11 protein-coding genes are annotated in these 15,489 nt (G+C 63.8%); 4 read left to right on the plus strand and 7 right to left on the minus strand.

Annotation, left to right across the window (positions count from 1 at the left end):
• Positions 1–425 precede the first annotated feature (425 nt).
• Positions 426–944 (minus strand): transcriptional regulator NrdR, encoded by a 519-nt coding sequence (nrdR, locus tag AB4Y82_RS20740; RefSeq protein WP_441605626.1) that lies wholly within the window; start codon positions 942–944, stop codon positions 426–428.
• 92 nt (positions 945–1,036) lie between these two features.
• On the minus strand, positions 1,037–2,290 hold the full coding sequence (gene glyA, locus AB4Y82_RS20745) for a serine hydroxymethyltransferase (RefSeq protein ID WP_441605627.1): 1,254 nt from the start codon (positions 2,288–2,290) through the stop codon (positions 1,037–1,039).
• Between the two features lie 143 nt (positions 2,291–2,433).
• On the opposite strand from glyA, the gene AB4Y82_RS20750 reads away from it, so the two are divergent.
• Positions 2,434–3,522, plus strand: a complete 1,089-nt coding sequence (locus AB4Y82_RS20750; RefSeq protein ID WP_441605628.1) for an alpha/beta hydrolase family protein — start codon at positions 2,434–2,436, stop codon at positions 3,520–3,522.
• A 3-nt stretch (positions 3,523–3,525) separates the two neighbouring features.
• Entirely contained in the window at positions 3,526–4,131 is a 606-nt protein-coding gene (locus tag AB4Y82_RS20755) for a TetR/AcrR family transcriptional regulator (RefSeq protein WP_441605629.1), read from the plus strand.
• Here AB4Y82_RS20755 and AB4Y82_RS20760 read toward each other — a convergent pair.
• The gene (locus AB4Y82_RS20760) at positions 4,075–5,004 is read right to left on the minus strand and encodes a DUF817 domain-containing protein (protein ID WP_441611647.1); all 930 of its coding nucleotides are present in this window, start codon (positions 5,002–5,004) and stop codon (positions 4,075–4,077) included. The genes AB4Y82_RS20755 and AB4Y82_RS20760 overlap by 57 nt on opposite strands.
• 238 nt (positions 5,005–5,242) lie before the next feature.
• Here AB4Y82_RS20760 and ettA point away from each other — a divergent pair, with 238 nt between their 5' ends.
• Together ettA and pyrF are read left to right on the plus strand one after the other, a co-directional pair.
• On the plus strand, positions 5,243–6,904 hold the full coding sequence (ettA, locus tag AB4Y82_RS20765) for an energy-dependent translational throttle protein EttA (RefSeq protein WP_441605630.1): 1,662 nt from the start codon (positions 5,243–5,245) through the stop codon (positions 6,902–6,904).
• A 174-nt stretch (positions 6,905–7,078) separates the two neighbouring features.
• Complete coding sequence (gene pyrF, locus AB4Y82_RS20770; RefSeq protein WP_441605631.1) at positions 7,079–7,891, plus strand: orotidine-5'-phosphate decarboxylase; 813 nt, start codon at positions 7,079–7,081, stop codon at positions 7,889–7,891.
• Positions 7,892–7,985: 94 nt separating this feature from the next.
• Here pyrF and AB4Y82_RS20775 read toward each other — a convergent pair whose 3' ends face one another.
• From AB4Y82_RS20775 to AB4Y82_RS20790, 4 genes are all read right to left on the minus strand, one after another.
• Positions 7,986–9,143, minus strand: coding sequence for an acyltransferase family protein (locus AB4Y82_RS20775; protein WP_441605632.1), 1,158 nt, complete (start codon positions 9,141–9,143; stop codon positions 7,986–7,988).
• 114 nt (positions 9,144–9,257) lie between these two features.
• Entirely contained in the window at positions 9,258–10,037 is a 780-nt protein-coding gene (locus AB4Y82_RS20780; RefSeq protein ID WP_441611649.1) for an AcvB/VirJ family lysyl-phosphatidylglycerol hydrolase, read from the minus strand.
• Positions 10,034–12,598 (minus strand): bifunctional lysylphosphatidylglycerol flippase/synthetase MprF, encoded by a 2,565-nt coding sequence (gene mprF, locus AB4Y82_RS20785; RefSeq protein ID WP_441605634.1) that lies wholly within the window; start codon positions 12,596–12,598, stop codon positions 10,034–10,036. Before mprF ends, AB4Y82_RS20780 begins: the two co-directional genes overlap by 4 nt.
• A gap of 185 nt (positions 12,599–12,783) precedes the next feature.
• Entirely contained in the window at positions 12,784–14,799 is a 2,016-nt protein-coding gene (locus tag AB4Y82_RS20790) for an OPT family oligopeptide transporter (RefSeq protein ID WP_441605635.1), read from the minus strand.
• Positions 14,800–15,489 lie beyond the last annotated feature (690 nt).

Here is a 15,489-nt window from a genome sequence, read left to right on the forward strand (position 1 = left end):
GATGCGGCCAGTTTTTCGACAGGACACGGATGTCCTGTCGAAAAACCCCGCAACCCGCACGCGCACCTGGAGGGCCAAAGGCCCGGAAGGCGCGTCATCCGGGGGGCCCTTTCTTTTGGTTACTTTTCTTTGGGCAAGCAAAGAAAAGTAACCCGGCCTCCGGCAGGAGGTCGGAAGCCCGCGGCAGGCGAGCCAGGTCGCCGTGTCGCTAAAACCAAAAACCGAGGCTCTGGATGACCAGCCATTTGGCTGTTAAAGAGCGCATCGGGCCGGCGCCGGGATGACGAGCTCAGAGAGGGAGCGGGGACCGAAGAGCTCAAGAGCTAGGAGCTAGGAGCTAGGAGTTAGGAGTTAGAGGCAAGGAGCAAGGAGCAAGGAGCAAGGAGCGAAAGCCTAGAAGCATCACGCATCCAAAAAGAATCCCCTCAGGACTTCTTCCTGCGCGCCACCTGCTCCCCCAACAACGACAACTGCAACGCCTCCAACTCCGGCAAATCCCGCTCCAGCTTCTCGATCTCCTCGCGAAACGCCTGCACGTCCTCAAACTTCCGATACACCGAAGCGAAGCGCACATACGCCACTTGATCGAGTTTCTTCAGCTCACGCATCACCAACTCCCCCACCTGCCGCGAAGGCACTTCACGTTCGCCGCAGCGGCGCAGGTCGTTGATGATTTCGCGCACGGCAGTGTCCACCGAATCGGTGGGCACCGGACGCTTCTGCAGGGCGCGTTCAAAGCTCACGCGCAGCTTGTGTTCGTCGAACGGTTCACGGCGCTCGCCGCTCTTCACGATGGAAGGCAGCTTGAGCTCGGCGGTTTCGAAGGTATTGAAGCGTTCACTGCACTTGGGACACTCGCGTCGACGGCGCACGGTGGCACCGTCTTCGGCGAGGCGCGAGTCGATCACGCGAGTGTCTTCGTGCTGGCAGTAAGGGCAATGCATAGGTTCATCGATTCCTGGAAGGGAGGAAGAAACGAGAAAAGGCGCCCCTGCTCACTTCTCGTTTCTTATCGGCCCTCATCCTTCGTGACGGCTCAGCCGTAGACAGGGAACTTGTGGCACTGCGCCGTGACCTTGTCGCGCACCTTGGCGATGACGGCGTCATCGTTGGGTGCGTCAAGCACGTCGCAAATCCACTGCGTGAGTTCGACCACGTCCGCTTCCAGATAACCGCGGGTGGTGACGGCAGGCGTGCCCACGCGCAGGCCCGAGGTGACGAACGGCTTGCGGGGATCGTTCGGCACGGCGTTCTTGTTGACGGTGATGTGTGCCTTGCCCAGCGCTTCTTCCGCGTCCTTGCCGGTCACGTCGCGACCAATCAGATCGACCAGCATCAGATGGTTCTCGGTGCCGCCGGAAACGATCTTGTAGCCGCGCTCGATGAAGGTCTTGGCCATCGCCTTGGCGTTCTTCACCACCTGGGTCTGGTAGGCCTTGAATTCCGGCTCCAGCGCTTCCTTGAAAGCCACCGCCTTGGCGGCGATCACGTGCATCAGCGGACCGCCCTGGATGCCCGGGAACACGATCGACTGCAGCTTCTTCTCGATCTCTTCGCCGGCGTCCTTGGCCACGATGATGCCGCCGCGCGGACCGCGCAGCGTCTTGTGCGTAGTGGAGGTGACCACGTGCGCATGCGGCAGCGGATTGGGATATACGCCTGCGGCGACGAGACCGGCGACGTGCGCCATGTCCACGAACAGATACGCACCCACCTTGTCGGCGATCGCGCGGAAGCGTGCCCAATCCATCACCTGCGAGTAGGCGCTGAAACCGGCCACGATCATCTTGGGCTTGTGCTCGACGGCGAGGCGCTCGACTTCGTCGTAATCGACCAGGCCCTGCTCGTTCACGCCGTACTGCACGGCGTGGAACAGCTTGCCCGAGACGTTGACCTTGGCGCCGTGGGTGAGATGGCCACCGTGTGCGAGCGACATGCCGAGAATGGTGTCGCCCGGATTGAGCAGCGCGAGGTACACGGCCTGGTTGGCCTGCGAACCCGAATGCGGCTGCACATTGGCGTAGTTGGCGCCGAACAGCTGCTTGAGGCGATCGATGGCGAGGCGTTCGGCCACGTCCACGAATTCGCAGCCGCCGTAGTAGCGCTTGCCCGGGTAACCCTCGGCGTACTTGTTGGTGAGCACGCTGCCCTGGGCTTCCATCACGCGGGGGCTGGCGTAGTTCTCCGAAGCGATCAGCTCGACGTGGTCCTCCTGACGGCGGGCTTCGTCGGCCATAGCCTGGGCCAGTTCGTTGTCGTAACCGGCGATCGTCTCGTGCTTCGGGAACATCCTGACCTCGTGGGGGTGGCAAGCAGGGCTAGAACGCGAAATTGTAGCCGTGATGTGCTATTGCGGCCACCTTGGGGTCACTTGCGCCCCGGTTGCGTACATCGTACCGTACGTCGCACGCAATCCAGCCCACGGACCTCGCCATGCCGATCCAGCCGTCCCGCGCCTCGGTACGCCCGCTGCGCAAGCTCGCCGCGTTTGCCCTGATCTTTCTGCTCTTGCCCCTGGCCGCCCTGGCGTCCGACGTCACCGGCGTGGGCATCAGCGCCATCCAGATCCCCGACCCGGTCAGCGGAAAGCCGACCGAGGGCTATGTGTTCTATCCCTCGTCGCAGCCGACGCACGGCATCACGGCGATCGGCCCCTACGACGTCGCGGCCACGCCTGACGCGCCCGCCATCCCTGGCGCCAAGCCGCTGGTGATCCTTTCCCACGGCAACGGCGGCAGCAACCTGGGCCATCACGATCTGGCCACCTACCTCGCCAGCCACGGCTTCGTGGTCGCCACGCTCAATCATTTGGGCGACTACTTTCGCGATACCAGCCAGGTCGGCCATATCGAAGTGCTGGCCGGCCGACCGGTGCAGGTGAAATCCGCCATCACCACCTTGCTCAATGACCCGCGCTGGAAGCCCCTGATCGATCCCAACCGGATCGGCGTGGCCGGCTTCTCGGCGGGTGGCTACACGGCCTTGATGTTGGCCGGGGCAAAGCCGCGTTTCGTGCGATTCGTCGGCTTCTGCCAGCGCTATCCGAACGACCAGGATGTCTGCGGCCACGCCACGGAGTTCAAGGCTGCCGCCGCCAAGCAGGGCAAGACCATGGAGCAGGTGCTCGAGGACATGCAGGGCCAGCTGGGCAAGTACGGCGACACGGCCGATCCGCGGGTGAAAGCGGCTTTTGCGATGGCGCCGATGAGCCTGATCTTCGACGAGCACAGCTTCGACCAGGTGCATGTCCCGGTTTTTCTCTACTACGGCCAGAACGACAAGGTGCTGCCGCCGGAAGCCAACGCCAAACACATCCAGCCGCTGATCAAGACGCTGGCGGGAGTGAAGGAAGTACCGCACGCCGACCACTGGGTGTTCCTGCCGCCCTGCTCCGCTGAATTGGCCAAGGAGATCGCACCGATGTGTACCGATCCGGCCGGCGTGGATCGCGCCAAGGTGCATGAGCAGGTCAATGCCGATGCGCTGGCGTTCTTCCGCAAGACGCTTAAGGTCAAGGACTGACGCGTGCCCAAGGCGCTGAGCGAGCAGGAAACCGAAGCCTTCCGCGCACGCCTGTGCGAGGCGGCGGCGAAGATCTACGTGGAAGAAGGCCCGGCCGCCGTCACCATGCGGCGCCTGGCCGGCGACCTGGGCGTGGGCACGATGACCCCCTACCGCTATTTCCATAACAAAGAAGAAATCATCACGGCGGTGCGCACCCGCGGCCTCAACCGTTTCTCCGAAGCCCTGGAACGCGCACTGGCATCGCCCGGCGACGGCCGCACCCGCAGCCGCGCCGTGCGCGATGCCTATATCGCCTTTGCCCGCGAGAACACCGCCACCTACCGGCTGATGTTCGAGTACCCGGAGACACGGCAGGACGATCCCGCCTATCGCCAGGCGCACGAGCGCATGTGGGGCACCATTGCCGCGCATGTGGACGTAATGATCGCCGAAGGCACCATCGCAGCCGACGCCGACGCCCCCATCATCGGCCACCAGATCTGGGCCTCCCTGCATGGCGCAGTCATGCTGGAAATCGCCGGCATGCTGCCCCCGGGCTACGACGCCGCCTCACTGCATACGCGTACTGTCAGCGCGATCTTCGACGCCGCCCGGCCGGTGCGCTGACTTCTGTGGGAGCGCACCCTGTGCGCGACATCCGACGGAGCGCTGCCCACGCGTTCGTCGGGCCACGGCGGACACCAGCACATAGCTGATCACCATCAGCAGCAGCCATGCGCCAAGTTTGTCGAGCGGCACCATCTCCCAACCATGGCGCTGCGCCGGATAACGCCACGCCGATGCGAATGTCCCCAGGTTTTCCGCGAACCAGATAAACAGCGCCACCAGCACGAAGCCGAAAAGCAGGGGCATCCTGCGATACGCGCGGCGCACGCGGAACAAAATCCAGGTGCGGCCGAACAAGACTGCCAACACCGCAAACAGCAGCCAGCGGACGTCAGGCAGGAAATGATGCGTGAAGAAATTCACGTAGATCGCCAGCGCGAGCCACGCCGTGGCCGCGAACGGGGGATGGCGGATGAAGCGGAACTCGAACAGCCGCCACGCGCGGGCGATATAGCTACCCACGGCGCCATACATGAATCCCGTAAACAAGGGCACGCCGCCGATGCGCAGCAGCGAAGCTTCGGGATAGACCCACGAGCCCATGGCGGTCTTGAACACCTCCATGGCGGTGCCGACCAGATGGAAACAGAGGATCACCCTGGCCTCGTCCCGCGTCTCCAGTCCCATGGCGATCAGCAGCACCTGCAGGGCCAGCGCCGCCAGCACAAGGAAGTCGTAGCGGGCCAGCGGCGCATCGACGGGATACCAGGCCCATGTCGCCAACAACAGGGCCAGCATGCATCCGCCGAACAGGCATGCCCTGGCCTGCTTGACGCCGAAGCAGACCAATTCGTGCACGACCACGGCCCAGGGCCCCCGCACCCGGGCCCAACGGGCGGCGCCCTCGTCCAGTGAGGTGGCGCCGCGCAGCAAGTGCTGTGGTGCCCGCGTGGCTGTCCTGTCCATAGGCCTGATCCGGGAAAACCCCAGCATGGCCAAGGCCTGGGCGACGACCGGGGCGGGATCGGGCAAGACGCGGGCAGAACGGTCGCGGGGGTCGGGCAGCAGTCACCGGCGCGACCCCACAAGCCGCTATAATGAGTGGTTTACACCCACTCTGATCGCACTGCCTGCCCTCTCGGCCGGCTGGGTGCACGTCGCCGGAGGTTCCATGCAATACATCTACACCATGAACGGGGTCAGCAAGATCGTTCCCCCGAAGCGCCAGATCATCAAGGACATCTCGCTCAGCTTCTTCCCCGGCGCCAAGATTGGCCTGCTGGGCTTGAACGGCGCGGGCAAGTCGACGGTGCTGAAGATCATGGCCGGCGTGGACACGGACTTCCAGGGCGAGGCTCGCCCGCAGCCGGGTATCAAGGTCGGCTATCTGGCGCAGGAGCCGCAGCTCGATCCGGAGAAGACCGTGCGTGAAGCGGTCGAGGAAGGCGTGTCGGTGATCCTCGATGCGCAGAAGCGCCTCGACGAGGTCTATGCCGCCTATGCCGAAGAAGGCGCGGATTTCGACAAGCTGGCCAAGGAACAGCAGGAGCTGGAAAACATCCTGGCCGTGAACGATGCGCACGCCCTGGAGCGCCAGCTCGAAGTGGCCGCCGACGCGCTGCGCCTGCCGCCGTGGGATGCCAAGATCGGGCCGCTGTCCGGTGGTGAAAAGCGCCGCGTGGCGCTGTGCCGCCTGCTGCTGTCCAAGCCGGACATGCTGCTGCTCGACGAGCCCACCAACCACCTGGACGCCGAGTCGGTGGATTGGCTGGAGCAGTTCCTGCAGAACTACCCGGGCACCGTCGTGGCGGTCACCCATGATCGCTACTTCCTCGAGCACGCCGCCGAGTGGATTCTCGAACTCGATCGCGGCCGCGGCATCCCGTGGAAGGGCAACTACACCGACTGGCTGGAACAGAAGAGCGAGCGTCTGGCCCGCGAAGAAGCCGCCGAAAAGGGGCGCCAGAAGGCTCTCGCACGCGAGCTGGAGTGGGTGCGCTCGGCCGCCAAGGGCCGTCAGTCCAAGGGCAAGGCGCGTATCAACCGTTTCGAAGAACTGAACTCGGTCGAGTACCAGAAGCGCAACGAAACCAACGAGCTCTACATCCCGCCGGGCGAGCGCCTGGGCCAGGAAGTGATCGAGTTCAAGAACGTGTCCAAGTCCTTCGGCGACCGCCTGCTGATCGACGACTTGTCGATGAAGATTCCGCCGGGCGCCATCGTCGGCGTGATCGGCCCGAACGGCGCCGGCAAGTCGACCCTGTTCAAGCTGATCACCGGCCAGGAAACGCCTGATAGCGGCGAAGTGAAGCTCGGCCACACCGTGCAGCTGGCCTATGTGGACCAGTCGCGCGACAGCCTCGATCCGAACAAGAACGTGTGGCAGGAAGTTTCCGACGGCGCCGACATCATCACCATCGGCCGTTACGAGCTGCAGTCGCGCGCCTATATCGGCCGCTTCAACTTCAAGGGCACCGACCAGCAGAAGATGGTCGGCAGCCTGTCCGGCGGTGAGCGTGGTCGCCTGCACCTGGCCAAGACCCTGATGCAGGGCGGCAACGTGCTGCTGCTCGACGAACCGTCGAACGATCTGGACGTCGAAACGCTGCGCGCACTGGAAGACGCGATGCTGGAATTCCCGGGCTGCGCGATGGTGATCTCGCATGACCGCTGGTTCCTCGATCGCATCGCCACGCACATCATCGCGTTCGAAGGCGATTCGCACGTGGAGTTCTTCCCCGGCAACTACAACGAGTACGAAGCCGACAAGAAACGCCGCCTCGGCGACGAAGCCGCCGGCCCGCATCGCGTGAAGTACAAGAAGCTGGCGTAAGCGAGCTCCTGCTCCCTCTCCCCTCCGGGGAGAGGGCTGGGGTGAGGGGCCACGGCTGGCCCCGATCCTCAAAAGAACAAGATTTCAAATCAGCGACAACGCAAGATTGTCCCCTCACCCCAACCCTCTCCCCGGAGGGGAGAGGGAGTGAAAGGCAGCGACGAGGAGAACACGATGCACTTCATGCAATCCCTGCAACAGGCATGGGCTGCCCATGACTCCCTCGTATGCGTCGGCCTCGATCCCGAGCCCGCGAAATTTCCCGCGCACCTCAAGGGTCGCCCGGACGCGGTGTTCGAATTCTGCCGCGACATTGTCGATGCCACGGCTGACCTGGTCTGCACGTACAAGCCGCAGATCGCGCACTTCGCCGCGCTGCGTGCCGAAGACGCGCTGGAACGCCTGATCGCGCACATCCACGACAAGCATCCCGGCGTGCCGGTGATCCTCGACGCCAAGCGCGGCGACATCGGCAGCACCGCGCAGCACTATGCCGCCGAGGCGTTCGATCGCTACCGCGCCGATGCCGTGACGCTCAATCCCTATATGGGCCGCGATTCCGCCCAGCCGTTTCTCGAACGTGCCGACAAGGGCGTGATCCTGCTGTGCCGCACATCCAATCCCGGCGGCGCGGATTTCCAGGCGCTCGACTGCGGCGGTCAGCCGCTCTATCTGCGCGTGGCTGAAACCATTGCACGCGACTGGAACGCCAACGGCAACTGCGCGCTGGTCACCGGCGCCACCTGGCCGGAAGAACTGGGCAAGGTGCGTAGCATCGTGGGCGACATGCCGCTGTTGGTGCCGGGTATCGGTGCGCAAGGCGGTGATGTGGAAGCCGTGCTCAAGCATGGCCGCAGCGCCGACGGCACCGGGCTGATGATCAGCTCCTCGCGTGCAATTCTCTACGCGGGCAATGACGAGGATTTCGCGCAGGCTGCGCGTACTGCTGCGCTGGATTTGCGCGACACCATCAATCGTTTCCGCTGATCGTCGCCCCAGTTTTTTTGTAGGAGCGCACTTGTGCGCGACCGCAGCGCCACGATGTTACGTTGCCGCACGATGGTCACGCACAAGTGCGCTCCTACAAGGTGACGCCTTGCACTACGGCTGACGCTCCACCCTCACGCAACATCCGCTCACGCAACCACCGCTCGGCGGGCGTCGACACCCAACGCTCCACGCCCTTGCCCAACAACCAGCACAGCGGCAGGGCTGGCAGATACCAGAGATAGCCGTGGGCGATATCCGAGCCCATCGCCTTGTAGATCCTCACCACGCCGTACACCACGAACATGTGCGTGAGATAGATCTCATAGCTCAGACGGCCCCACGAACGCAGCCAGCCTAAGCCGCGCCACGCCGCACGACGTGACCAAGCACTGGCCAACACCAGGCACAGCGCGGAGGTGGTAAGCACGAGCATGTAGCCATCGCGCATCGTCTGCCACAGCAGCTTGCCCTCGAACATCACCAGGTACAGACCCAGGACGCCCACGACGGCCAGCATCCAGACCGCAGCGCGCGGCAGGCTGCGCCAACGTTGCACGATCAGCGCGCCGAGCACACCGGTGGCAATTGCCGCCATGCCGGGCAGATAAGCCTTCTCCTGCCAGATCTCATTGTCAGCCAATGCGGCGTGCGTCCATGGCAGCGACACCGCCAATGCGATCAGCATCGGCACCAACACCCAGGTGCGCCGCGTCAGCAGGCAGACGATGGGGAAGCCGAGATAGAACACTTCCTCGATCGACAGCGACCACAGCACATCCCAATTGCCTGGCAGGTAGCCGGTCATCCCCTCGTACCAATTCAGATGGAAACCCAGTGCCGCCACGATGGCGCGCGGCAGCGACTGCCCTTCCCGATCGATCACGTAATCCGGCGCGCCGGCCAGATGCAGCACGCTGAGCACGACTACCAGCAACACCAGGCAGGGCACGATTCGCGAAAAACGCCGTGCGTAGAACGCACGCAAGTCGATGCTGGCCAGCGAACCACTGCGATGCAGCGCATTGCTGGTGATGAGAAAGCCTGAGATCACGAAGAAGATGAAAACCGCCTCGTAGCCGTTGAAGTTGAGCGCCGTCAGCAGCTTCTTCGGCAACACGTCGAGCAGGGCCGTCTTGCGCAGCGGAATGCGCAGGCCGATGTGGTGCAGCACCACCAGCATGATGGAGAAGCCGCGCAGCAGGTCGATGCCGGTGTTGCGCTGAGTCTGCGGGTCAGCCATCGCGTCCATCAACCCCGTACCCTTACTTGTAGGAGCGCACCCTGTGCGCGAACAAGGCGCGGCAGCGCCTTCGCTTCGCCAACCCGTCGCGCACAGGGTGCGCTCCCACAAGGTGGCAGACGCTTACTGTGCCGCCGGCAGATCGTGAATCATCTGCTGCGCCAGGCCTTCATAGTTGTAATCGAAATGATGATCGCCGGTCTTTTCGTAGACCTTGATCCACGTCGGCAATTTCGGATCGGCGCAAAGCGCGTCGTCCTTATCCTTGACCCCGTAGTAGCAGACCACCGGCGGGTGATCATTCAATGCTTCAAGCGGCGGCAGGGCATCGTAATGCTGCACGGGATTGAGCCACTGGAAGAAGTCCTGGGTGTGCGTCTTCCACCATCCCTCCTTCATATAGCCTTCCATTTCGATTTCGAAATTGACATCGTGACTGGGTGACAGCAGTACCACCTGGGCGATGCGCGCGCGGCCCTCAGGGCTCAACTGATCGATCACGGAAGGCAGCACGTCGGCGCCGAAAGAGAAACCAATCAGCCATACGCGCTTCTTGCCCGGTTGCGACACCGCCTGCGCGATCAAGGCATCCAGATCGACGGCCGACTCCTTCGCCGGACGATTGCGCCAGTAGTACTGCAGCAGACTTACGCCCTGCACCGGGATGCCGTGCGAGGCGATGATCTTGCCCAGCGACTGGTCCAGATCGCGCCAGCCGCCATCGCCGGAATAGAAAATCGCCACCACGTCCTCGCGCCCGGCCAGCGGCGTCACGCCGGCCTGCGCGGGCACCTGCACCAGCGACTCCTGCATGCTGGCGTGATGCCAGGGCTGCCAGGCCCACAGGCCGACGCCGGCGGCAATCAACACAACGAGAGCGAACCACTTCCAGAGTCGTTTCAACGGCGCACCATGCCTGACAGTCCACCCGAAATGAGGCTTGCCACATTGGCGAACACCAGCGGGAGGGCGATGCCATTGGGCACCGCAAGATAACGAGGCTCCCACACGGGATCGAATTTGTCTTTGTACTTGTGCAGGCCGCGGAAGTTGTAGAAGCGCTCGCCGCGACCAAACAGCATCGCACCCAGGCGGCTCCACAGCGGCGCGCTGCGGCGATTCTGCAGGCCGGAAAATGGCGCCATGCCGAGGTTGAACCAGCGGTAGCCTTCCTGTTTGGACCACTGCATCAGGCTGATGAACAGGAAATCCATGATGCCGGCCGTGCCGTCGGGCAGATGGCGCATCAGGTCCAGCGAGGCCTCTTCCTTGTTGTCGGTGAGGAACAGGTTCGCAAAGGCCACCAGCTCCTCGCCCTGCCACACCAGCGCCATCGGCGTGCGTTCGAGATAGCGCGCGTCGAAGGTGCCCAGCGAGAAGCCCTTCTCGCGCACGCCCTTGTCGCGCATCCACGCATCGGAAATTTTTTTCAGCTGCGGGATCAACGCCGCCACCGCGTCGGCCGGCACGATCTCCATGCGCATGCCTTCGCGGGTGAGCTTGTTGATGGTGTTGCGCAGCACCTTCTTGGACTTGCCGTCGAGGTTGAAACCCGCCAGTTCCACGCGGGCCTCTTCGCCGATCTTGAGGAAGTTCATGCCCACTTCCAGGTACAGGTCCAGATCGTCCTGGCGCACCTGGTAGAACAGCGGCCAGCCGCCGGCGCGTTCGCACTGGTCGCGGAAGGTCCACACCAGTTCGCGGCGCGCTTCTTCGTCCTCGCCGACGGGATCGCCCATGGCCACCCAGCTGCGGCCTTCCACGTCGTACATGATGAAGGCGCGGTTGTCGGCATCGAACAGCAGGGTCTTGTCCGCCATCAGGGCGAGATGCGCCTGGGCGGAGTTGTAGTTCTTGATCAGCGGCAGCGCACGCTGCAGGTCTTCTTCGCTTGGCAGGTGCAGGTCCGGCCGCACGGGGCGGATCAGGTTGGCCAGCGCAAACAACAGGCCAGCGGTGGTCGCGCCCACCAATGCGCGCAGCGCACGCGGCGCACCGCCGTGATAGAAGCTGAATTCCCACCACAGGTTGTTGCTGTATTCCACGTGCTTGTAGCTGAAGCCGACCAGCCAGCCCGCACAGCCGAGCACCGCCACGATGGCGATGATCCAGCCCCACGAGAAGCTCGCGCTGAACATCGACGCGCGGCGATAGAACAACTTGTGCGCCGGCGCCAGCGCGAGCGCCAGCACCGACAACAGCGTGGCTTCTTCGTAATCGATGCCCTTGAGCAGCGACAGCACCGCGCCCAGCACCAGCAGGATCAGTGTGAGCACATAGGCTGCATCGAGGCGTCGCTGCAGACCGCGCGCAAGAATCAGCAACATCATGCCGACCACGCTGGAAAGGAAGTGGGACACTTCCAGCACGGCCAGCGGCAGCACGTCGCGCAGGATGGCCATGCGCGTGGGCAGCGCCGAGGTGGCACCCGAGAAGAGCAGCACCGCGCCCGACACCAGCGTCAGGCCCGCGAAGAACGGCGGCAGCAAACCGGTGAACCACGGCGCCAGCTGCGTCTTCTGGCGCAGCCCGCGCGCTTCGCGCCACAGCACCACCACGGTCGCCGCGAACAGCGGCAGGAAATAATAGATAAGGCGATAGGCCGCCAGCGCGCCGAGGATGGGTGCTTCCAGGCCCTGGTTTCCTTCGGCGCCGAAGCCGGCCAGCATCACCGCCTCGAACACGCCCAGGCCACCGGGCACATGACTGATCAAGCCGGCGATCTGCGCCAGCACGAAGATCGCAAGGAAATGCCCGAAACCCGTGTCCACCTGATTGGGCATCAGCAGATAAAGCACATAGGCGGCCAAACCCCAATCCACCGCGCCGACCAACACCTGCCGCGTGGCGACCAGGGTGTTCGGCAAACTCAGGCGCCATCGCCAAATACGCAATGGACGTCCAAGCAGGCGATTGCCCACGATCCACAGTAGCGGGATCAGGGTGAGCACCGCGGCCACCGGAATGCGCCAGCTGGCCAGCGGCAAGGACGGCGGAATCGGCACCAGCAGCAAGGTGACGCCGGTGAGCGCGCTCAGGCCCAGCCAGAAACTCAGCGTGGTGTAGACCACCACCTTCGCCACTTCGGCCGTGGAAAGTCCGGCCTGGATGTAGAAGCGGTAGCGGATGGAACCGGAGATCAACAAGGCCATGCCCAGCGCATTGCTGAAGGCGTAGCTGATGAAGGAGATCAGGCTGACCTGCGGACCCGGCAAACGCTTGCCGATGTATTTGAGGCCGAACCAGTCGTAGAGAATCATCACGCCGTAACTGCCGGCAGTGAGCAGCACGGCCAGGGCGACGCGGTAGTTCTCCAGTCCGTGAACGTAGCGTGCCACCTCGCGGTAGCTCACCTCGCTGGCCAGGCGGTGCAGCGCCCATAGCGCCAGGCACAGCATGGCCACCGAAAGCAGCGGACCGGCAAGCCTGCGTAACCTGGCCATCAGGCCAGGGCGTGCAAGCATTTCACCGGAAATCGGGGCTTGGGCCCCTGTCTGCTCCACCACGCGTTTACCGCCTCCACATGACCATCGCGCAAGATATTCGCGACCGTCTAGGATAGCCGGTCAACGTGCTCTTCTGTTCGATCGTGGCATGCAGGCATGACATTCGGTCGCGCCCGCTTCAGGCAGGTCGCGACCGTGTGAGGTCAGGACTTGGCGCCCAGTCCGTTGGCCATGCGGGCAATCCAGCGGTACAGCACCAGCACGATCACCGCGAAGGCGATGCCGCCGATCCACTGGGCCTTGTCGGCAAACTCAGGTCCCACGAGTGCCAAGGGCGCTTGCAGGTTGCTGAAACCCAGGCGGTCCGCGAATGCCACGATCGCTGCGATCAGGACGCCAATAATGCTCTCGCCCACGATCAAGCCGGAGGCCAGCAGCACGCCAAGCTGTTTGGTGGTTTCAGGCTTCTTCGAACGATCGGCACGACGATCGAAATACCAGCCGACCACCGAACCGACCACCACCATCAGCGTGCTGACCGTCGGCAGATAGATGCCCAGACCCACCGCCAGCGGCGGTATGCGCATGTGCTTGGTGGTCCGCGCCAGGATCTCGTCGACGATGATGATCGCCACGCCGATCCAGATGCCGGTGATGATCAGGCTCCAGTCGATATTGCCGGTGATCACGCCGTTCGCCAGCGCCGAAATAAGGCCGGCCTGCGGCGCCGGCAGCGCATGCGCACCCACGCCCGCCACACCGACAAATCCATAGGCCTTGTTGAGCAGGTCGAGCACCGGCGGGATCACCGCTGCGCCCGCGATCACACCGATCACCAGCGCCACCTGCTGACGCCACGGCGTGGCGTCCACCAGCTGACCCGTCTTGAGATCCTGCAGGTTGTTGTTGGCGATGGCCGCCACGGTGAACACCACCGCGGTAATGAACAGCGCAAACGCCACCAGCGCCTTGCCTTCTTCCGGGCCGACGTACGGCTTCACGAACGCCACCAGCAGCAAGGCGGCTGCGATCACCACCAGGATGCCCACGCCCGACAGCGGGCTATTGGACGAACCGATCAGGCCGGCCATGTAGCCGCACACGGTGGAGACAAAGAAACCCATCAGCACCACGAAGGCCACGCCGCCGATGGCGAGCACGCCGACATGGGCACCCAGGCCGCTGATCTCACCGAAGTAACCGAGCAACCAGGCGATCGGCACGAAGCAGGCCAGCGTGATCAGGCCCACGATGCCAATCGGGATGTCGCGCTCGGTGCGCGGCAGCGAGTCGGCCTTGCCGGCCTTGCGCACTTTGGAGGCAGCCATGGCCGAAGTCAGGCCGCTGATCACCGGCTTCACCAGCTTGGCGAGTGTCCAGATGGCCGACACGCCGATCGCGCCCGCACCGACGAAACGAACCTTGTGGCTCCAGGTGCCATTGGCCAGATCCGCCACCGACGCACTCATGTCGCCCAGCAGCGAGTAATGCGGCACGCCCCAGCCCCAGCCAATGATCGCGCCAATCAGCATGGCGATACCCACCGACAGGCCCACCAGGTGGCCAATGGCGAACAACGCGAAGGAAAGATTGAAGTCGAAGCCGCTGACCGAACCCTTGTCGCCCACGCGGAAGTAGCGCACGAAGTCGCTGGCGAACACCTGGGTGGCCACGATCACCGCAAACACGGCGGAAACGATGGAGCCCCATAGCACGGCAAGCAGACCCGCACGGCCTTCTTCCACACTGCCTGCATCGGCATCGTCGCCACTGCCGACCTTCAACACCTCGGCGCAGGCCAGGCCTTCCGGGTACGGCAGGTCGGAGGTCGTCACCAGCGCGCGGCGCAGCGGGATCGAATACATCACGCCCAGGATGCCGCCCAAGGCGCACACGGCAAACGAGGTCCAGAACGGGAAGCCGGTCCACCAGCCGATCATGATCATGCCCGGGAGCACGAAGATGATCGAAGACAACGTGCCCGCCGCCGACGCGATGGTCTGCACGATGTTGTTTTCCTGGATGGTGGAATCCTTGAACCCGCGCAGCAGGGCCATGGAAATCACCGCCGCGGGAATCGATGTGGCGAAGGTAAGGCCGGCCTTGAGGCCAAAGAAGACGTTGGCGGCAGTGAACACCACCGTGATGATCACGCCCAGGATGAGACCGCGAACGGTCAGCTCTTTGCGATTTTCGGTCTGAGAAAGATTGCCGCTCACGAAAGTCGTCCCGTCATGTCATTGGTCCCCTGTTGGCCACCCTGGGGCGGCATAGCATGAATACGACAGCCCGCCGGAAGGCGGGTCAGCGCGTAGGGTTGCCGGATTTGCTTGGAATCGCAACGGGTTGACGGGGTTTGGGGCCTGCCTTCCTCGTTTGGGGCAGGTTTGGATGGGGCGGGGCTTGCCCCGGAGCCGCATCTGCTTGCTCGTCGTCCCGGCGGAGGCCGGGATTTCCCTTTTGCCGGTCCCGGCGTTGGCCTGAGGCGCTTTTCAACCGTCGCACGGCTGACCATCCAGATCCTTGGCTTCTGATTGTCACCTTGCGGCCAGGGTGCCGCCTACGCGGCGGGCGTTTCGATCGGCTGCCGCCGACCGAGTCACTTTTCTCTTGCTGGCCCAAGAGATCCCACGGGACTAGCTTCGCGTCGAAAGTAACCCAAAGAGAATGGCCTGATAACGCCCGCAGCATCGTGTTGGGATAAGCCCGAGCGCTTGAGGCGCGCTGTTGTGGGACAACCTCCGAGGGTACACAGCGGGTACTGCCAAGCGCTGCGCAACGCGCCCGAATCGCTGAGGACTTAAAGCGGGGCCTCGCTGCGCATCGGCTTTCCTTGTCCCACTTCCCTTTGCCACGCGGGCTTGTCTGTGGGAGCGCACCCTGTGCGCGACAGCCACGCTGCGGTGTAC

The sequence above is a fragment of the Dyella sp. 2YAF14 genome, assembly GCF_052114725.1.
Classification (GTDB): domain Bacteria; phylum Pseudomonadota; class Gammaproteobacteria; order Xanthomonadales; family Rhodanobacteraceae; genus Dyella.